Source organism: uncultured Turicibacter sp., assembly GCF_938044715.1.
GTDB classification, from domain to species: Bacteria; Bacillota_I; Bacilli_A; order MOL361; family Turicibacteraceae; genus Turicibacter; species Turicibacter sanguinis.
Genome location: NZ_CALIOS010000091.1, coordinates 1 through 19,279, shown reverse-complemented (window position 1 = coordinate 19,279; position 19,279 = coordinate 1). Strand labels below are relative to the sequence as shown.

24 protein-coding genes and 1 pseudogene are annotated in these 19,279 nt (G+C 34.1%); 2 read left to right on the top strand and 23 right to left on the bottom strand.

Annotation, left to right across the window (positions count from 1 at the left end):
• Nucleotides 1–90: 90 nt before the first annotated feature.
• The 6 genes and pseudogenes from QWC74_RS09480 to QWC74_RS09455 all read right to left on the bottom strand — a co-directional run bounded on the left by QWC74_RS09480 (nucleotide 91) and on the right by QWC74_RS09455 (nucleotide 3,180).
• A complete protein-coding gene (locus QWC74_RS09480; RefSeq protein WP_262942009.1) occupies nucleotides 91–348 on the bottom strand; it encodes a DapH/DapD/GlmU-related protein in 258 nt (85 codons plus the stop codon).
• A pseudogene (locus QWC74_RS09475) lies at nucleotides 328–591 on the bottom strand (maltose acetyltransferase domain-containing protein); the annotation flags it as partial. The gene QWC74_RS09480 and the pseudogene QWC74_RS09475, both read right to left, overlap by 21 nt.
• A gap of 89 nt (nucleotides 592–680) precedes the next feature.
• Entirely contained in the window at nucleotides 681–1,061 is a 381-nt protein-coding gene (locus tag QWC74_RS09470) for a hypothetical protein (RefSeq protein ID WP_006783254.1), read from the bottom strand.
• A gap of 33 nt (nucleotides 1,062–1,094) precedes the next feature.
• A complete protein-coding gene (locus QWC74_RS09465) occupies nucleotides 1,095–1,610 on the bottom strand; it encodes a hypothetical protein (RefSeq protein ID WP_006783255.1) in 516 nt (171 codons plus the stop codon).
• A 12-nt stretch (nucleotides 1,611–1,622) separates the two neighbouring features.
• Nucleotides 1,623–2,663, bottom strand: coding sequence for a ParA family protein (locus QWC74_RS09460; RefSeq protein ID WP_006783256.1), 1,041 nt, complete (start codon nucleotides 2,661–2,663; stop codon nucleotides 1,623–1,625).
• Between the two features lie 97 nt (nucleotides 2,664–2,760).
• Nucleotides 2,761–3,180, bottom strand: coding sequence for a GNAT family N-acetyltransferase (locus QWC74_RS09455; RefSeq protein WP_006783257.1), 420 nt, complete (start codon nucleotides 3,178–3,180; stop codon nucleotides 2,761–2,763).
• Nucleotides 3,181–3,350: 170 nt separating this feature from the next.
• On the opposite strand from QWC74_RS09455, the gene QWC74_RS09450 reads away from it, so the two are divergent.
• Entirely contained in the window at nucleotides 3,351–3,548 is a 198-nt protein-coding gene (locus tag QWC74_RS09450; RefSeq protein ID WP_009607488.1) for a DUF4177 domain-containing protein, read from the top strand.
• Nucleotides 3,549–3,564: 16 nt separating this feature from the next.
• Here QWC74_RS09450 and QWC74_RS09445 read toward each other — a convergent pair whose 3' ends face one another.
• From QWC74_RS09445 to QWC74_RS09390, 12 genes are all read right to left on the bottom strand, one after another.
• The gene (locus QWC74_RS09445) at nucleotides 3,565–3,894 is read right to left on the bottom strand and encodes a hypothetical protein (protein WP_006783258.1); all 330 of its coding nucleotides are present in this window, start codon (nucleotides 3,892–3,894) and stop codon (nucleotides 3,565–3,567) included.
• A 72-nt stretch (nucleotides 3,895–3,966) separates the two neighbouring features.
• Nucleotides 3,967–4,101 carry a hypothetical protein gene (locus tag QWC74_RS09440; RefSeq protein WP_006783259.1) on the bottom strand — a complete coding sequence of 45 codons (135 nt, stop codon included), beginning with the start codon at nucleotides 4,099–4,101 and terminating at the stop codon, nucleotides 3,967–3,969.
• Entirely contained in the window at nucleotides 4,094–4,441 is a 348-nt protein-coding gene (locus QWC74_RS09435; protein ID WP_006783260.1) for a hypothetical protein, read from the bottom strand. The genes QWC74_RS09440 and QWC74_RS09435 overlap by 8 nt, the downstream gene beginning before the upstream one ends.
• Before the next feature lie 27 nt (nucleotides 4,442–4,468).
• A complete protein-coding gene (locus QWC74_RS09430) occupies nucleotides 4,469–5,839 on the bottom strand; it encodes an SIR2 family protein (protein WP_006783261.1) in 1,371 nt (456 codons plus the stop codon).
• 204 nt (nucleotides 5,840–6,043) lie between these two features.
• A complete protein-coding gene (locus QWC74_RS09425) occupies nucleotides 6,044–6,298 on the bottom strand; it encodes a hypothetical protein (protein WP_006783262.1) in 255 nt (84 codons plus the stop codon).
• 449 nt (nucleotides 6,299–6,747) lie between these two features.
• Nucleotides 6,748–6,984: a hypothetical protein gene (locus tag QWC74_RS09420; RefSeq protein WP_006783264.1), complete on the bottom strand. Its 237-nt coding sequence runs from the start codon at nucleotides 6,982–6,984 to the stop codon at nucleotides 6,748–6,750.
• 425 nt (nucleotides 6,985–7,409) lie between these two features.
• Nucleotides 7,410–8,417 (bottom strand): nucleoid-associated protein, encoded by a 1,008-nt coding sequence (locus tag QWC74_RS09415; RefSeq protein WP_006783265.1) that lies wholly within the window; start codon nucleotides 8,415–8,417, stop codon nucleotides 7,410–7,412.
• Between the two features lie 102 nt (nucleotides 8,418–8,519).
• Nucleotides 8,520–8,975 carry a hypothetical protein gene (locus tag QWC74_RS09410; RefSeq protein WP_040763584.1) on the bottom strand — a complete coding sequence of 152 codons (456 nt, stop codon included), beginning with the start codon at nucleotides 8,973–8,975 and terminating at the stop codon, nucleotides 8,520–8,522.
• A 121-nt stretch (nucleotides 8,976–9,096) separates the two neighbouring features.
• A complete protein-coding gene (locus QWC74_RS09405; RefSeq protein WP_006783266.1) occupies nucleotides 9,097–9,651 on the bottom strand; it encodes a GNAT family N-acetyltransferase in 555 nt (184 codons plus the stop codon).
• A gap of 319 nt (nucleotides 9,652–9,970) precedes the next feature.
• A complete protein-coding gene (locus QWC74_RS09400; RefSeq protein WP_006783267.1) occupies nucleotides 9,971–10,186 on the bottom strand; it encodes a hypothetical protein in 216 nt (71 codons plus the stop codon).
• 123 nt (nucleotides 10,187–10,309) lie between these two features.
• Nucleotides 10,310–12,031 (bottom strand): phospho-sugar mutase, encoded by a 1,722-nt coding sequence (locus QWC74_RS09395; protein WP_006783268.1) that lies wholly within the window; start codon nucleotides 12,029–12,031, stop codon nucleotides 10,310–10,312.
• Nucleotides 12,032–12,128: 97 nt separating this feature from the next.
• A complete protein-coding gene (locus tag QWC74_RS09390) occupies nucleotides 12,129–13,013 on the bottom strand; it encodes an aldose 1-epimerase family protein (protein WP_006783269.1) in 885 nt (294 codons plus the stop codon).
• 131 nt (nucleotides 13,014–13,144) lie between these two features.
• Here QWC74_RS09390 and QWC74_RS09385 point away from each other — a divergent pair, with 131 nt between their 5' ends.
• Entirely contained in the window at nucleotides 13,145–13,372 is a 228-nt protein-coding gene (locus tag QWC74_RS09385) for a DUF3892 domain-containing protein (protein ID WP_006783270.1), read from the top strand.
• Nucleotides 13,373–13,401: 29 nt separating this feature from the next.
• Here the strand turns inward: QWC74_RS09385 and QWC74_RS09380 are convergent, their stop codons facing one another.
• From QWC74_RS09380 to QWC74_RS09360, 5 genes are all read right to left on the bottom strand, one after another.
• Nucleotides 13,402–13,977, bottom strand: coding sequence for a helix-turn-helix domain-containing protein (locus QWC74_RS09380; protein WP_006783271.1), 576 nt, complete (start codon nucleotides 13,975–13,977; stop codon nucleotides 13,402–13,404).
• 126 nt (nucleotides 13,978–14,103) lie between these two features.
• Complete coding sequence (locus tag QWC74_RS09375; RefSeq protein ID WP_006783272.1) at nucleotides 14,104–14,625, bottom strand: tRNA (cytidine(34)-2'-O)-methyltransferase; 522 nt, start codon at nucleotides 14,623–14,625, stop codon at nucleotides 14,104–14,106.
• A gap of 49 nt (nucleotides 14,626–14,674) precedes the next feature.
• Nucleotides 14,675–15,694, bottom strand: coding sequence for a tRNA epoxyqueuosine(34) reductase QueG (gene queG, locus QWC74_RS09370; protein WP_006783273.1), 1,020 nt, complete (start codon nucleotides 15,692–15,694; stop codon nucleotides 14,675–14,677).
• Between the two features lie 169 nt (nucleotides 15,695–15,863).
• Complete coding sequence (locus QWC74_RS09365) at nucleotides 15,864–16,730, bottom strand: sugar ABC transporter permease (protein WP_006783274.1); 867 nt, start codon at nucleotides 16,728–16,730, stop codon at nucleotides 15,864–15,866.
• 3 nt (nucleotides 16,731–16,733) lie between these two features.
• Nucleotides 16,734–18,113 carry a carbohydrate ABC transporter permease gene (locus QWC74_RS09360; RefSeq protein ID WP_006783275.1) on the bottom strand — a complete coding sequence of 460 codons (1,380 nt, stop codon included), beginning with the start codon at nucleotides 18,111–18,113 and terminating at the stop codon, nucleotides 16,734–16,736.
• Between the last annotated feature and the right edge of the window lie 1,166 nt (nucleotides 18,114–19,279).

Below are 19,279 nucleotides of genomic sequence, written 5' to 3'. Positions count from 1 at the left end.
ACTTCATTCGAGCTATTTCATGAGAAACTGTCGCATTTGTATTGACAATTCGTCATAACTAAAAAATAAAAAGGAACCTTTCACAAGGTTCTACACTTCTTCAATATTTCGTAAAATCTTAGCCGGATTTCCTGCTACAATTGTATTTTTAGGAACATCCTTCGTTACAACTGATCCTGCTGCTACAATCGAATGATCACCAATCGTAACTCCCGGTAAAATAACACAACTCCCACCAATCCAAACATCACTGCCAATTGTAATCGGAATTGCATAACCGTCCTTATTACGATTTTTGGGAGAAATACGATGCCCTGCCGTATAGAGCCCAACATTTGGACCAATCATGCAATTGTCTCCAATGCGAATTTCAGCCATATCAAGCATTGTACAGTTAAATCCCGCATAAAAATGATTACCTACATGAATATTATAACCTAAATCACAATGGAAATTATCTTCAACACATGGGTTTTCTCCAACACTTCCAAATAACTCCTTAAGTAATCCCTCTTGAGAATCTATTTCATCAAATGATAACTGATTTAATTGTCGCACTAATTTGGAAGCACGCAAACTTTTCTCTCTTAACTCTTGGGTCCCACGCTCATAAAAAAATTCTTTCTTTCATGATAATCGCCTCCTTTTCGTATATTATACTAAAAAAAGCTCAAACCTTATCAGTCTGAGCAAAAACTATTTTCATAAATATCAAAAAATCGTGAAATCTCATATCCCTGTTCAACAATCTGATCATCTTCATGAGTCAATTGCCATCCATACGCCTTATAATCTTTCCACGTAAAGTGACTAACCGGTAACAAATAAAACTCACGTTGGATTGCCTTAAAGCCATCCTTATAATCAATCAAGGCTTGCTCAAATGCTTTCTCCGGATCAATAAAAACAGGCATCCCTTGACTATTCAATCCAATCGAATAAACCTCATCACCACCAAAATCACTCGGTAACTTACTCACATCATACTCCATCACAGCATGGGATTTAGCAGGTGAACACCCGACCAACAAACAAAAAACAATTAACCATAAAGCTTTCATCTATATCCTCCTAAAAGGAATTTTTACTACACTTTATAATAGGTTATTTTTGTAAATTTCATTCATTTTTTCACTTTCAATGACTTTCCATAATAACTGAAGTAAATTTTTCTTTCTATCTTTCTTCGTCTTTCCTCGTAACTCACTATTTAAAAGAGCATAGCCTAAAAAGTTCAATTGACTCATATTTATAGTCTTCAAATCCCACCCTTCTATGGCAGCATATGCCTCACTTAAATTCCTAGTTAAAACTTCCTTTATTTTAACATTCTCAGCTAATTCAATATAATCTGTAACCTCTGAATTAGTAGAGTGAAGCTGCTTCATCTCATAAAAATCTTTTCCTAACTGTACTACATCAACTTTAACAACCTTCCTACTTTTTTTAGACTCAATATCTTTTGATAAATTAAATTGAAATTCCTCAAAACTTTTTCGCTCATATGGTTTGAGGAACTCGATAAAAACCCTAACTTTTTCACATTGCTGACCTGTCATTAATTTATATATTTCTTGGTAAACTTTTAATGCCTTTATAATATCTTTCATTACTAATCTCCTCTATAAAACATCTGTTACCTTTCGCGCATTTGGCTTTTTAGGAACATGTAATCTTTCGAGAATTTCAAACACCAAATTTCCATACGCTTCATTTAATGGAGTTTTTACTTTACTCTTACTTTTTATAAAACAACAATCCCCTTCATCAATTAAATGTGACATTTCAATCTGATGATAGATAATCGAATCGAATAAAAATATGTTGGGTATCACTCTTTTAAGTGTTAGCCTAGGCTGCTCTGTATTACTTCCTGTTTTCTTTAACGTTTCAAATACACCTAATAACTTCGGAGTTCCCTGCTTAAAAAATTTTAAATAGGATGTCGTTGGGCTTGACTTAATAATGGTTTGATATTCATTTAGTATCTCTCTAATAAATGTCTTTTCAACAATATTATAAATATGATGAACACCTTGTACTCCCATATCATCCATCATGACAGGAATTAAGTAATAATCAGAGACCACTAAAGCATTTTGTGTAATCATATTATTAGCTGGAGGACAATCAAAAATGATGAAATCATATTTTTCATCTAATTTATAGTCTCTTAAAAATTTTGCTAAAAGGGTAACTTGTTGAAGTGTCGTATTTAATCCCTGACTATACTTTCGTTTAATATCCCCTTCAAGATCATCAAGTCCACGAATATAGGAACTAGAGTCTGCCATAAACATTGAACACGGAATAAAGTCGAAATGATTTAATCGATACTTTCCTCCTGTATAAAAATCTTTTTTAATGAGTTTTTCTAAATCAATTTTTGTTTCAAAATCTAAAATATCTTGATTTAAATATGTTTTAAAAACATAATTGATAGTCTCCTCTTCACTTAATTTACTCAATCCTATTTGTTTCCTAGTAGTATTGCTATACGCTCGCAAACAAATGCGGCTCAACGAACATTGTGGATCTAAATCAATTAATAAGACTGAATGATGATTCAAAAAATTTAATCCCGCTGCAATATTAAATGCACTAACCGTCTTACCAACGCCGCCCTTATAATTAATCACCGAAATAATCTTTGCTTTCCCCATAACCTCTCCCCCGTTACAAACATTTTGCTATCCATTCATTATATTAACTGACCTCCTTAATTATTAAAGCCAATAAAAAAAAGATAGCTTCCAAACACTATCTTTTATCAAAATCAAATTCACAACAAAAACGTTCACAAGCTGGATACATCTCACCTAAACTCTGTGTCGTAAACCCAAGCGTGCGATAAAATTCAACAGCCTGTGCATCGGTTTTGGCGATTACCTTCGTCAACTCATGCCACTTCGCCAAATAGGAAAGCATATGCTTCCCAATTCCACATCCACGATGATCCGGATCGACTGCGATCTGCAAAATCTCAGCCTCATAAGGATCTGTTAACTGGACTCCGACAACCCCAACAAGCTCACCCTCAACTTCATAACCATAAAGCAGACAACATTCATCCGCCAAATATCTTTCATATGCAGATGTTACCTTATTAGAATCCGTCGCATATGCTAATAAACTCTCTACCCTAGAATCTAAACTAACATCTTTAATTAAAGTCATCATACGTTGTATCCCCCATTTATAAGCGTTATCAAAAATTATATCATTTTTCGAACTTAAAATTAATATATGAGTCGAAATTACACTAATATTTTGCAAAATAGCGCTAACGTTCTAAAAAAATATCAAATCGCATATATATTAAAGACTCTAAAAAATAGGGGGCTATACTATTGATTGAATACAAACTGATTACCGTTCCATTTCTAAAACAAAAGGACTCCTTCCAAGACATGACACACGAAATTGAACATACCATTGAAAAACAAAAAAAAGACGGATGGCAATTCGTCAAAATGACAACCAACAATACACAATCAACAAGACTCCAAAATTGCTACAACCTAATCTTTAGAAAAAATAAAAATTAAAGACCGTGAAATCCATTCACGGTCTTTTTCTTTGCAGCATATTCAGTCCATAAACAACTGAGAAGTAAATAAAATAAAAACCGGCTATATAAACCTCTGACAAATAAAAATAATCATTGTTAAACCCTAAATAACAAAGCACTAGCGTTAGTAAAATCAGTGAACTCCATCCCGCTACATGCCACTTTTTATTTGGACTACATAAACCATGACCTGCTACAAACAACGTAATTAACAAAGGAATGGCCACACTCCAAATAAGCGAACCCAAGAATCCTATCCCTATACAAAAAATTAAATGTACCCCAAATGGTAATAATCCAACTATCTTCAAACCTCTCCTCATCCGTCTACTCCCCTTTATCCTTAATCAATAGATTAATTATACCACTCAAAAAAAGCTAGTTTAACTCATAAACTAGCTTTTCTTCACACGCTTTAACTTCAACTCTTTCATCCAATGATTTGTATTTTTTAAATTGAAATCTTCATACTGAGCATCCTCTAACCACTCCATGATTTCTTCATAATCTGGATGATTACAATCACTCATCACAACTAATCTCAGGTAGGCAAGCCGCATCTCCATCTAAACACATCGAACATGACTCATTTAAATAACAATCCATTTTCACACCGCGACTAGTTCTAAATATCTTAGGTTCCTTAACACGTCCATCATAAGCTGGCTGTGAATTATAAAAAGCTAGCTCTTCTGCTTGCTCCTTACTATCGACAATAACTAACTTCTCTGACTGTACCTCAAATTCATACAAGTGACTTTCGAACCATCCCATACTATATTGAATCACACGATGTAGCCCATAAAACGTAATATCTGCTGGAAACACGACACGTCGCCAGACCTCTAACTCATTTAACGAAATTTTCACCTGATATGCCTTCTCATATCATTGCCTTTAAACTGCTAAAATATTTTTCACACATTCAATAACTTCATCAACCGTCGTTAACTGCTCATTTTTTAGGCTATGGTATAGAGATGGAGAGAATATCTTCAGTCTCTCAACAATATTTATATTTTCTAACAACTCATCAATCAACTCATTACGATCTTCTGTAATAATAGGAATAATGATTGTTCCTAACTGCTTTGCCTTCTCAATTTCAGCCTTCGTTCCATAAGAACCTGGAAGCACAATCATAATCTGCGTCTGTCTAACTAAACGATACTTAAAACTTTCAAGCAATGCTCCATACTCCTCTTTCGTTTCCCAATCTTCATTATGAGCACAAGGATTGGCATAAATCTCAATTCGATTTTGAACAGATTGACCTAAATTCAAACACTCGTCAATAAAACTTTTTAACACAATATTAGCGACACCTTTAGACTGCCCATTAATTAACGTTAAATTCTTAATTCTAGCCAATTCAACACCAAGTTCCTCGAGGAACGCACTTTCTTCTACCGTATGACTCCCTGTTACAAACAATGTATTCCCCTTTGACTTCTGAGCAATACTCTCCATTATCTCAAGCAACTCACGATGACTCTGATCCGCATTCTCATAAATATACGTTTTAATCCCAAAACGCTCTAAATCCTTTGCCCAGAGCTTTTGAAGCTTATATGAATTCACATTCTTCTCTTTTTCAACCACCATATAATGAGTTCGCGTCCCACGACTACAAAGTTGTCGAATCTGTGTCATAATCGAGCGAATATTCGAATCACGATAACTATATCCAATAAATAAAAACGACTTATTCAACAAATCATTTTTAAGACGTTCCGTCGTTAATGGATGCGTGTAAAAATAATCCTCATAATCCTCCTTCGTAATAACTAAATTCTCAGGCGATGGGCTATCGACACTACCATGCATCTTAATAATTTCAACCTTCTGATCGATATCCACAATCGGTAACAAATCCGTATCACAACGTCGAATCACAGTTGAAACATGACGAAAAGACTCCTCTAAAAGCGTATCATAATTCGTCGTCCAAATCGTCGTCACATTCATCTGCGCCAACACCTTATGATACTTATTACTATAAATCCCATCTGTCGTCGTATAACACTCTACAATCTTATTCAAAATACGACCCTTATTATTTAAATTATTATTAACAATAAATTGAGCAACTTCTGTTAAATCTAAATGATCATCAATCTCTAAATCAATATCTTCCTGCATCTCCCTTAATAATTCAACCCAACTCTTAAAACCAGAAGGAACCGAAATGCCTGCTCCAATAAAAATTGCTCCCTTTTTCTGAACCAGAGCAGTCGAAAACTCATTAATCACAATATTTTTTGCCATTTCAGTAACCTCCAAGTCCTAATATCTAATCTTAATATATTACCATATACACGATTATTATCAAAACAAAAGTTGACCCTTTTATCAATTGTTAAAATAATAAGGGAATGCCAGATAACAAATAATAGCACAATCTAAATCATCGTCTACCAATAATGAATCAAAATCACCATAAACTTCAATACAACGATCTAGCAAATCACCCTACTTAACTAAATCATCTTCAAGCTCTTCCCACATCTGTCGAGTCAAAGTTCCATCTGCTACACGACTTTTAAAAGCATCACTCTCTAAGAAAAGCATCCCACTTTTACTCATCAAACAATGAGAAACAAGTTCTTGAATTAGTTTACTACATTCACCCAACTTAATTTTATCTATATTCTTTAACTCTTCCTGAATTTCCTCAATCCATTTATCCATCATTTCTTGAGCCATCCATAGCATTCCTTTATCCACAAATATCCTCATTATATCGATCTTTGGACAAAGAAAAAAGAGAAGATTTCTCTTCCCTTTTCCATTGATTAAACTTGGTAGGGCGGCGTATCCTACATCTCTAGTTACTACTTTAAAGTAGCGCTTTGGGTGCCATTTCCAACTTCAAATTCAATCAGTATAGTTCAACATAATTGTATCATAAGTTAAAGCTACACTCATCTACTAGAATGAATTATGCATTCTTAACTAGGAGGTAACACAATTTGTACAATCTGTAAAACAGTTAATAAAAAAACAGCTAAATTAGCAGTCATAATTCCGATTGATTTGAAGCTAAAAGTAGCAGAACTACTTCGAATGCTTTCAATTATTTTTGCTACTCCATTTAAAATCCCATAAACTCCAAAGAATAAGAAAAATAGAATCAAAAAATTTAAAAATGCATAATTCCAGTTATCATAAATTACCTACCATATCACTATAAAAAAACACCCACTCCCTAAATCTATTAATCCATCTATCTTCTTCATTAACTTACTCAATTCAACAGTGAGACCAACAATACCAATAATGCCAGATAGAGTTGAAATCATCCCATTGACTACTCTGTTTCCTAAGTAATCTGGATTTAAATACAAGAAACCTAATATAAAAATAAAGGCTCCAGAAATACAAATACCATTCCATTTATCTTCTTTTTTCATACTTCCTCCCAATTAAAAAGAGAGAAATATTTCTCTCTTGTCTCATACTATGAAACTCTATTAAATGTCATATCGCAAATACTTAATTTATATTTCATCCACCAATAATGAGTATCTACGAGTTCGTAATTTTCAAGTCTAGGTCAGTCATTTAATATGAATTTACGGTTTCATTTAAATTAACACCAGTCTACAATAAGGTATAACCCTATCAGTGGAGAAAACCTAGTGAACTTAAATATATATTTTTTTCATTAATCAGCTATTCTGTTAAGCTCACTAGGACAGGGAACCCCTCACTAGTGGACGAATGCTAAGAGCTCAATTTACAATTGAGCTACTTAGCGTGAGGACTCCCCCCGCCCACCAGCGGAAGATAGCTACGAGTTCGCTCATTACATTCACTCACTACGTAGCGCGGGTCCCTACTTATTCTCGATGTTCCCGACGTTTTTGATTTGTATTGATAATCTTCCATCTGGCATGTTGATGACTTCGATGTAGTCTTTGTTGTTGTAGTAGTCGAGTGGGATGGTGATTTCGATTCCTGTGTCTGTTTTGATTTTTTGTGTTTTCTTCAGTGGCATTTTGACCCAGTTTGTGTTTTGTACTGGTTTTTTGATTCCGTGATCTTCTTCGATTTGTGTCACGTATGTTAGTTTTGCTTCTGGAACTTGGTAGAAGACTTCTTCTGCGACTTCTTTTAGGTCAAGGTCTTTTCCTTCGTTAATGGTTTCTTTGATGACACGTTCTAAGGCCGGTACGACTTCTAATTTATCTAAATCATGATTTTTGATGACTTCATCTGCCACAATACGTGCTTTTTTTACAGCTTCTTTTACGGAGATTTCAGTTTTACATCCTAAGATTTTATCCGCATAAAGGAATGTATCGTCATCAACTGTTACTGTCATATTTTCTAAAATTGTCAGTGTTAGTTTATCTAAACTAATCGCAAAGAAGTTTGCGCTACTTAAACTAGCTGCTGGAATAATTGCTTGATGGACAATTAGGTTGTTTTGAATTCCGGTTTCACTTTGATTAACGTGGTGAACCATCCCCTCTTTACACGTTAGCTCAAGCCCTACGACATAGTCTTGATCTGAAATGGTTACTTCGCATAAAAATAAATCAGTTGATGTAAAAATCTCGTAACGATCTTTAATATCAAATCGCTTCGCTGCAATTTTCTCTGCAAATTCTGAAAACTCAATTGCACGATTGCGATAATCTAAAAATAGCTGACGCGCTTCACTGTCTTCCTTAAACACAGCAGGACGTCCCCCAGCATTTTTCATACACTTCTCAATATTTTTCTCTAAAAAGTGGTATGCCCCATCCACTGTATCATCAATCGGACGCTCTGTTGGCATGAACATCTGATGAACATTATCTAACAAATATAAATAACAACTCTTAACATTTACCGCCATTTCTTTCACCTCTTTATAATCATACCTACAAGTATACAATAAAATTAAGGTCAACATAATACATAAATTGTCGTAAAGGTAAATAAAAAAGCTAGGTTCTCCTTAACTTTCTTTATAATAAGATTGGCACGACTCACATCTACAACGCCTTACATCATAAATATATTGATAAAGATTTAGCTGCGCAGGCTTTTTAAGGCAATCAATGTCGAACCACTTGCTATCACCCGTAATCTTATCATAGACATCGCCCTTAAGTCGAAAGTTATTCTTTTCAATCCAAAATTTTTTACCTACCTCATCTCCTGCTGTAAGTCTAATCATCACTAAATGTTTAAAAGCCTCACTACAACGTAACAATCTATTAAACAAATCAACTCCATGACCATGATGAGGCATTGAAACTTGAAAAAACTGAATCATTAAATAAGATAAATATTCATGATCCTGATCAAAATAAACTCGTAACTGCATCGTCCATAAATAGCCTTCATTATTTCCCATCACCTCTATAAAATAACCATACTCGGTTTCATCCCATACTAAATCATAAATCACATCTGATTCTTGCTTTAAAAGCTCAATAAATAATTCAACCTCTCCATCGTATCACCCCTAAACTTAGTTTATAAAAGCGAATACGAAGATAAAACAAAAAGCAAAGCATAGTGCTTTGCTTTTAATGATAAGATTGACATGAATTACAATTACAAGGTTTGATAACATAAACAAACTTATAATTTTTTAGCATCTGAGGTATTTTTTCACAGTCTTGATTAAGTGCTAACTCTTCTGTTTTCTCTAACTCTTGAAATCCTTGTTTCTTCCAAAAACTCACCGCAGTTCGAACAGAACGTAATCGAATCATACTTAGCCCACCAAATGCTTGAGTACAATTTAATAAATGCTCAAATACTTTAGATCCATTCCCTTGATACATAGGTAAAGTAGCAAACTTATGAATTTTAATATATGTAATTTTTCGTTCAAATTGCGGACTTTGATTTGGATAATACAATTCTAACTGAAATAACCAATTTAATCGACCATTCTCAAAGTGATACTTCACTTCATAGCCGTATCGTCTCATATATATTAACAACCGCACATTTTCATCTAATAATTCATCTAATCCTTTTTTCCATTGAACACAAAAATTGGCAACCTCATCTGTGACTAACTCAGCTAACTCATTGAAATCTCTAATCGCACGATGATTTACCGAAATATTCATTAGATCCCCCTCCCACGCCACGACTTTTTCCTTGATCCCTTTATTATATTCCAATGCTCTTATTCTTCTACAACATTTCACTTTAGAAAGCCACAAAATATAGAACATATCCTAGATCTATAACCTTAAAAAAATTAATTACTAAATATACTTTCTATTATATATATCTATTTTTTCACGCTTAAACAGCTTTTAATTGGTCTAGAACTACCTATGGCAAGCTCATTATCAAAATGCTCTATGACTCAATATTGAAAACAAAAATGTCTTAGATTAATAAAAAAAAGATTAAAACTCGAAAGTTTTAATCCCTTATCCCTTAACTACAAACTCGACGTCCGTATCCAAATTCTACTGTTTCATTATACTTGCGATTTTTGAATCCAGCAAAATTTAATCCCTCATTTTTAAACCCATGTTTTCTTACAACTAAACGTTCCCCTTTACAAAACACTTTTCCTTGTGTTGGCTTCACTAAAGCCTTGGCAACATGATTATTTGTTTGATAAGTTGCAATTGATACTCGTCCTTTCATATCTTCATCCCCTTATATGTTATTTTTTTCACAAATCAATACTACCACATAATTGAAAATAAAAAAAGAGTTCTCCGTGATAAAATTCACGAAGAACCCAAGTGTGTGTATAGATTAAGTTAATTAAGCGATAATTTCATTAACGCGAGATAATACATCTTCTTTAATTTTTGCTACTTGCTCATCTGCTTTTTCTAATACATCAGCAACAACACCGATATAAACTTTAGCTTTTGGCTCAGTTCCAGATGGACGTAAAACAAACCAAGAACCATCTTCTAATGTATATTTTAAGACATTTGATTTTGGTAAGTCAATTGCAGTTGTTGTATCATTTTTTAAATCTGTATGAATAGATTCTTTGTAATCTTCTACCGCCACAACATCTTTACCTGCAACTGTTAAAGGTGTGAATTCACGGAATTCAGCTAAAATCGATTGAATTTTATCTGCTCCTTCTTTACCTTTTAACGTAATATTGACTAACGCTTCGCGGTAGCATCCGTAAGTTTCATATAACTCCATTAAAACATCATATAATGTTTTTCCATTTTGTTTATAATAAGCTGCTGCCTCAGCACACATTAAAACAGATTGTACAGAGTCTTTATCGCGTACGAAATCTCCAATTAAATAACCATAAGACTCTTCATACCCGAATACATATTCATAATCAGTATCTTCAAGCATACGAGCTTGCTCACCGATAAATTTGAATCCTGTTAACGTTGAAACCACTTCAAATCCATAAGAACGTGCAATAGCCGCTCCCATATCAGATGTTACAATCGTATTGAATACTTTACCTTTAGCTGGTAACGTTCCATGAGCTTTCTTTTGAGATAAAATATAATGAATTAAAATAGCACCTGTTTGGTTACCTGTTAATAACACATATTCCCCTTCAGGATTTTTAACAGCTAAACCTACGCGGTCTGCATCTGGGTCCGTTGCAATTAAAATATCTGCATCAATCTCATTCCCTAAAGTAATCGCCATTTCAAACGCAGATGCTTCCTCTGGGTTTGGAGATTTTACAGTTGAGAAGTTTGGATCTGGAACACATTGTTCTTCTACAACATGTAATTGGTCATATCCACACTCAGTTAACACACGACGCACTGGAATATTCGCTGTTCCATGTAATGGTGTAAACACGATTTTTAAATCTTTTTTATTACAATCTGGATTAATTTCTAATGCTTTAACACGCTCTGTATACACATCATCAATTTCAGAACCAATGATTTCAATTAATCCAGCCGCTTTTAATTCTTCTTCAGATTTTACTTCAATCTCAAACACATTCTCAATCGCATCCACTAATGCAATCACTTGATCTGCTTCAGCAGGAACTAATTGACAACCTGTTTCATCATAAATTTTGTATCCATTATACTCAGGCGGATTATGAGAAGCTGTTACCACAATTCCTCCTACCGCATTTAAATAACGAACAGCAAATGATAACTCAGGAGTTGGACGTAATGATTCAAACACATACGCTTTGATTCCATGAGAAGCCATCACTTTAGCTGACTCCATTGCAAATTCTGGTGAGAAATGACGGCAATCATAAGCAATCACCACTCCACGTTCCTTAGCATCTTCACCTAAACCTAATAAATACTTTGCAAATCCTTCATTTGCTTTACGAATTGTATAAATATTCATACGGTTTGTACCAGGTCCAACAACCCCACGCATTCCCCCTGTACCGAACTCTAAGTTACGATAAAAAGCATCCTCTTTTTCTACTTCTGTCATGTTTTCTAATTGTTCTTTTAAATAAGACTCTAAATTTTCTTGTCCCATCCAGTTATTGAATTCTGTTTCGAAAGACATAGCTCACCCTCCATATTCATAATTTAACTGATAGTTATTATATCATAATAATAACCAAAAAATAATATAGACTATTTTAAAAATACCGACAAACTTCTTACTTAAAAGTCATCGAATAACTCACCTCAAACATCGAATGAGGTTCAATGACTTGAATTCCCTTCTTACTCATCAGTTCTTGTGGCTCACCAACCGTATCCGCCACTCCATACCAAGGCTCGATACAAACAAAATCTGCAATCTCACCTAAAGCATTAATTGGCGACCAAATTCCAACATACGGGAATCCATCAAAACGTACAACCACTTCACGTTCATGATTATAACATCCAAGCGTGATAGCCGCTTCATTTTCAATAATTAACGTCGGATACTCTTCAAATAACTCTTTACTTAACGGTAATAACTTTAATTTATCAATAATTTGTTCCTTCTCTTCATACACACGGCCAGTTTCATTGTCAAATAAATACGTCGAAATTCCTTCATTTGTCTCAAAATGAAGATAATAATCACTGTATTCATCATCAGACGCCAACTTTGTACTAAAAGCAGGATGGGCTCCAATTGAAAATGGCATCACTTCCTCGTTATGATTCAACACCTGCCATTTTACAGCTAACGTCTCATCCTCTAATACATATCCAATACGTAAAACAAAATCGAATGGATACATCTCACGTGTCACATCATTTGCCTTTAGTTCAAACCAAACAGTATCAGATCCTTGTTCTACTAATTCAAACTCTAAATCACGGGCAAATCCGTGTTGTGATAATGAATACGACTTTCCATCATATAAATACTGATTCTTTGCTAGTCTACCCACAATTGGAAATAAAATCGGCGATGATTTTGCCCAAAACGACGGATTTGAATCCCATAAATAATCAATCTCATGCCCTAAATGATAAACTCGCTTTACTTCGGCTCCAAGAGTACTAATTTCCACTAATAATTTTTCATTCTGAATTTGAATCATTCTATCCCTCACCTACTTCATCTAAACTATTATTTCACATCATGAAATCGCTATTTTATTATATCATAATTTTTACTAAATGCGATTTTTTTATCAAATATAGGGAAACTACAAAAAAGGAGGTCATATCTATGACAAAAGAAAAATTTGTCGCTGTCCGTCGTAACAACGATGGCGACCTTGTAGCTTTCAAATCAAACACAGGAAAAGAATACGATTACGAAACAGCCAAAGAACTTTGTGAAAAAGGACTCATCGAAAACGCTCAAACCTTCAAAGGTAAAGGTGGTGGTACCTATATCCGCGGGGTTGTCGATGGTGATAAAGATAACAACCTATCAAACTTACCAAACTTCTAATTTCCGAGGAAATATTCCAAAAGCACTGACTAATCAGTGCTTTTTTTCTTCAAAATAATTGTTACTCCTACACTAATCATAAGGTACACCATACTTACTACTATCAAATCAAAAATCGCTGGTCTAGCTTTAGGATAAAATATCATCAACTGATCCACTAAATACTTCACAATAAAAGGGGGGATAAGCCAAACACTTGAAACTTTTATCCAATATATCTCCTTATAAGTCGGTTTTTCATGAATCACTATAAATAATATAATCGTCACAATTTGAATAACCCACCCTATTGTCACTAACATAAAACTTTTAAAAGTCCCCCACATCATAAAAGAAACAACTAAACCGATTACCATCATACCAATTAATACAGGCAAACACTTTTCTTGATTAGTCGGCTGACATTTTAAATCACCACGTAATAAGGAATCAATTGAAACATTAAAAACCTCTGCCAACCTAACTACATGCTCTGTATCTGGAATGGCATCTCCTAGCTCCCATTTAGAAATTGCCTGTCTTGAAACATTGAGTTTCATTGCCAACTGCTCTTGTGATAACCTTTCCTCTTTACGGAGTTGTACAATTTTTTCACCTAACATCATCTCAAACCCTCCTTTCTTTCACTTACAACCATACTAGATTTCCCTACACTAAGCTACCATCTCAACCTTGAAAACCTCGCAACTCAAAGTTGCATAAATAAAAAAAGTGACAATCGTCACTTTTTTCTATTCTTCATCACGTAAAACCCAGTCTGCTCCTTTAAATGGTTCAACTGTCCATAAATCTAAGAAACTTTGTTGACGTAAAGCCTCATAAGCTAAAATAGCCGCTACATTTGAAACATTTAACGAACGAACTTTATTTGTCATTGGAATACGGAAACAGTTTTCAAAATAAGGACGCAAAATCTCCTTCGGAATACCGCAACTCTCTGCTCCTAATACAATGTAATAATCTTCTTCAGGATTTGAAAAATCCATCTCCGTATGATTCTTTTGACCATAACGCGTACAGAAACAGAACTTTCCACCTTTATTTTTTTCAACAAATTCGTCCCAGTTCTCGTAAACGACATAATCCACTTCATTTACATAATTTGCACCTGCACGTTTAATACTTTTTTCATCAAGTGTGAATCCCATTGGTTTAATTAAATGTAACTTAATATCCGTCGCTGCACAAGTACGCATAATATTACCCGTATTTTGTGGAATCTCTGGATTAAATTGTACTAAATGAATTGCCATTTGCCTCACCTCTATTTTATTTTATCACAACCAAATTTAGAAAGGAACCTTACTTCTTCTCTAACTCTTCGTAAGCTACAATAGCCGCTTCTCTCAACCAGTCTGGTGCTTGTCCATCTCGTAATTTTGCTATCTCTGGCAGAGCCTCTTTATACTTATAAAAACTAGCATTAAACATCGCATTACGTTTCAAAACCGAGACACCTCTCCAAGAGCCTGCTAAATGACCATACTTCTGTTTAAACTCTTTATTACTCATCTTCAAAATTTCATCAATCTTTGGAAACTCTACACCTGTTGGCTCCATCTTCTCATGCAAATGAAAATCCACTTCACGATTATACGGACAAGCCTCTTGACAAATATCACAACCATAAATATTTTTACTAATCTTCTTATACAACTCTGGATCTAAGAACTCCTTAGACTGCGTCACATAAGATAAACATCTCTTTTCATTCAAGCTTCCATCAGGTTGAATCGCCTTCGTCGGGCAGGCTCTTACACAGCGATCACACGTTCCACACTGACGCTCAATCGGATTATCACTTGGAAACTCATAACTTACTAATAACTCTCCTAAATAAAGATAACTCCCAAACGTCTCATTGATAATCGAACTGTTCTTCCCACTAAACCCAATTCCAGAACGTAAGGCAACTGCTCGATCATTAAAAACCCCCGTATCAACACTCACAATCACCTCAATGCCAGGAATTTCTTTCTTCAGCCACTCTTCAAGCAACTGAAGCTTTTCCCCAACAATGACATGATAATCAACACCCCATGACGAACGCGAAAACTGCACATAAGGATCCTCTTTATCTTGCACCGGAAACTGAGTATTTCTCGGATAACTGACACCAATTGAAATAAACGTTTTAGCGTTTTCCATTGATAACAAAGGATTTGTCCGTTCTAGGATACTCCCCTTAGTTAGACCAGACGACCAACCAAGCTCATCACGCCTTCTAATTTCATCAGCCAACTCTAAAAAAGGATCGACACTACAAAATCCAATCACATCAATTCCAATTGACTTACTATATTCAATCAACTTATCTTTCATTAAATCACCTACTATCTATCTCCTCTACTTTACCTATAAAGTCAAAAAAAATCAAACGATATTAAACTAATTTTTTTGCTATGAAAAACTTAATTAAATCTATCGTATTATAAGCTAAAACTTTAGTTCCTAAACAAAAAGAGATACCCGAAGGTATCTCTTAAAATTTTTATCCTTTGTTTGCCCCTGCTGTAATACCTTCGATAAGGAATCGTTGCATTGACACATAAAGAATTGTAATTGGAACGGCAACAAGTACACATCCTGCCGCGAACATCGTAAAGTTATTTTGATTTTGTCCGTTAATCATATCATATAAACCAACTGCTAACGTTAACTTAGAGTTTGTTGAAATGATCATACGAGGGAAGATGAAGTCCATCCAAGGTGCCATGAACTGAGTGACAGCAACGAATGAAATGATAGGTTGTGCAAGAGGGAAAATAATCTTGAAGAAGATTTGAGCTTTCGTTGCACCGTCAATCATTGCCGACTCATCTAACTCTTTTGGAATTGAACCTAAATACCCTTTGATTAACCATGTATTCATTGGAATTTGTCCAGCAGCATAACATAAGATTAATGCCCAGTGGTTATCTAACATGTTGAAAGTTAAGAATAAAATGTAAAGAGCTGTCATCCCCATGAATGAAGGGAACATTTGAAGTACTAATACTGAAATTAACGCTGGTTTTTTACCTTTGAAACGGAAACGTGCAAAGATATATCCCATACTAGTTGATAAAGCAACAGATAAAATCATGTTAATAACAGCAATTTTTAATGTATTTAAATACCATTGTGCAAAGTTAGTTTCCTTAAATAATCGGAAATAATGTTCAATCGTTGGATTTTCAGGGAATGGTGTTGCAGTTGCAAGAGATGAACCTTGGTTAAATGATGAACCAACAATCCAAACGATCGGGAATAAAACTATAATACACATGAAAATTAATTCTAAATAAATTAAGATTGTATAAGAAATCTCTTTAATTTTACTCATTGTATTTATTTTTGAAGATGCTTTAGACGCCATTTCCTAGTCCTCCTTAAACGCAGCCGTTCTCGTGAAGTTCCATGCAGAGAAAGTACCGATGATTAAGAAAATAATAATCGACATTACTGATGCCATGTTATACATACGATAATCGAGCGTTAATTTATAAATCCATGAAATTAAGATATCTGTATGTCCTGCGTAGATAAAGTTTGGATTAACAGGTCCCCCTTGAGTTAAGAAGTAAATTAATCCGAAGTTATTAAAGTTACCCGCAAATGACATAACTAATAAAGGAGCTGTCGAAGCAAGTACTAAAGGTAATGTAATTTTCCAGAACTGCTGACGTTCATTCGCTCCATCTACCTCAGCTGCTTCATAAATTTCTTTTGAAATTGACGTCATAATACCTGACATTAAAGCCATGAAGTATGGGAATCCTAACCATAATCCAATACCTAAAATTGTTAAACGTGGAATCCAAGGATTTGAAGAATCTGTTAACCAATAAATTGGAGAATCTATGATTCCTGCTTGCATTAAATATTTATTGATAGGACCAAATTGTCCATTAAATAATTGTTGGAAGTTTAACTGCGAAATTAAGGCTGGTACTGCCCATGGTAAAATTAAAATACTACGCCAGATTTTTTTACCTACAACGCGTTTATTATTTAAAATTACCGCTTGGAATAATCCTAAGAAGAATGGTGCTGCAGTCGAAATCACTGCGAAAATAATTGTCCATAAGAATACATTCCAGAAAGTGTAGAACCAAATATTCCCACCGTCAGCAGTAGAAGAAGCGGTTTCGCCAATTGTAAATAAGAATTTAAAGTTTGCTAATCCAACCCAGTCAACTAGTTTAGTTGGTGGTAAATGCGCACTATTGTAGTTTGTAAATGCTACTAAGAATGCAAAGATGATTGGCATGAATGAGAACATTAATAACATTAATGTTGAAGGAACGATTACAATATATTCAAATGCATGTTCCCATGTTTGAATTAACCATTCTTTACTCGACATTACTTCGCCTGTCTCATTAATTAATTCTGCTGATTTGTATGCATCTCGAATATTTACAACATAAATCACTGTAAATACAACTAAGATGATTGCTGCAATAATACCTTGAATTAATAACATAACTGAGTGATCCCCGGGCGTTAACCCGCTCTCAGTTAACATTGAAGTTTGTGTACCTAATGTAATTAAACCCCAAAGTCCTTTTCCGAAGAAACCTGTACTTTCACGGAATGAAAAGGCTCCAGTAAAATAATTTCCTGTTAGCAATTCTGCTCCAACTAAAAATGCTTGGAAAACAAAGAATAAAACTGCTTTTAACCATTGTTTATTGTATGCTTGGCCTGCCCCCCATACAAAAACTGATAATAATGCTGCCAATTTTGGCTTTTTCATTCTCTCCACCTGCCTACGATGATATTTGCTTTACACCCGCGGTATTAGCCTTACCCCTCTTCACTTACTCCCAATAATTTATTTACAATCAACTTTAAAAGACAAATAAACTATTGGGAAGTAAATGAACGTAATTTGCTTCCCCCTCGGTGCTATAGCTATATGATAACGTTTTATTTTACTAAATGAAACCGTGTAACCAATTACATAATATTTTTTTTGAAAATTATACCTGATTACTATTGAAACCATCATTTTTCCATATCTAAATATCTCGTATTTTCGCATAATGTGTCTTTTTTTCTTTTATTTCAATAAAAGAAAAAGAAAAATTGTTGGATGAAAATTAATAAAAATTTTTAAAAAAATGACGGTATACCATATTTATTACATACTTAACAATCACTTTAATTTATCTCCCTTTTAGTATGTGATTTTAGTGAAGAGAGAACATCTTTTATCATGCCCCCAAAAGACATTTAACCTCTTTTCTGTTACCTTATTAATGACTAAAAGAACAATTAAAACAAAAAATTTTAATCGCTAATCCATATTCTATCAACTATATTCACCTATTAAAGTTGTTTATCTTTTATAATAACCATACTGAGGGAATGATACCTATTTAAACTCTTCCAGACTGATTTCAGGCGATCTACTAACGTATATTAAAAATTGCGTCATTCTATCTATTCAATTAAGGGTTTTTTCCTGTCCATTTAGGGCGTTAAAAGAAGCATAGATAACCTCTATGTCAAAATTCAAATCTTACCCGTAGCTATTTTTAAAATGTCATATATAGCTTAAACTACCTTCTAGGTTTATCACCTAAATTCATGGCACCTTAAGATCACAATCGGAATTTAATCTTCATACCTTAAATAAAGAACAAATCACTTACTTAAAATAAGATATCTCCTAATTCCCCCTTTCCAACTTTTAAAAATCATTCTCTTTCTATCTAAAATAAACTAACTATGACCTACTATCTAACTGATTCTTCCTCCACTAATTGTTCATTAACTCCTCTATTTTTATCTTATACAAAAAAATCCTAGTAGCTTAACTACTAGGATTTCAATTTAAGTCATTATGGTTTTAAAGATACTACTCAGTCATTTGTAATGCAGTATTGTAATCGTCTAAAGCTTTAGCAGCTGCTTCTT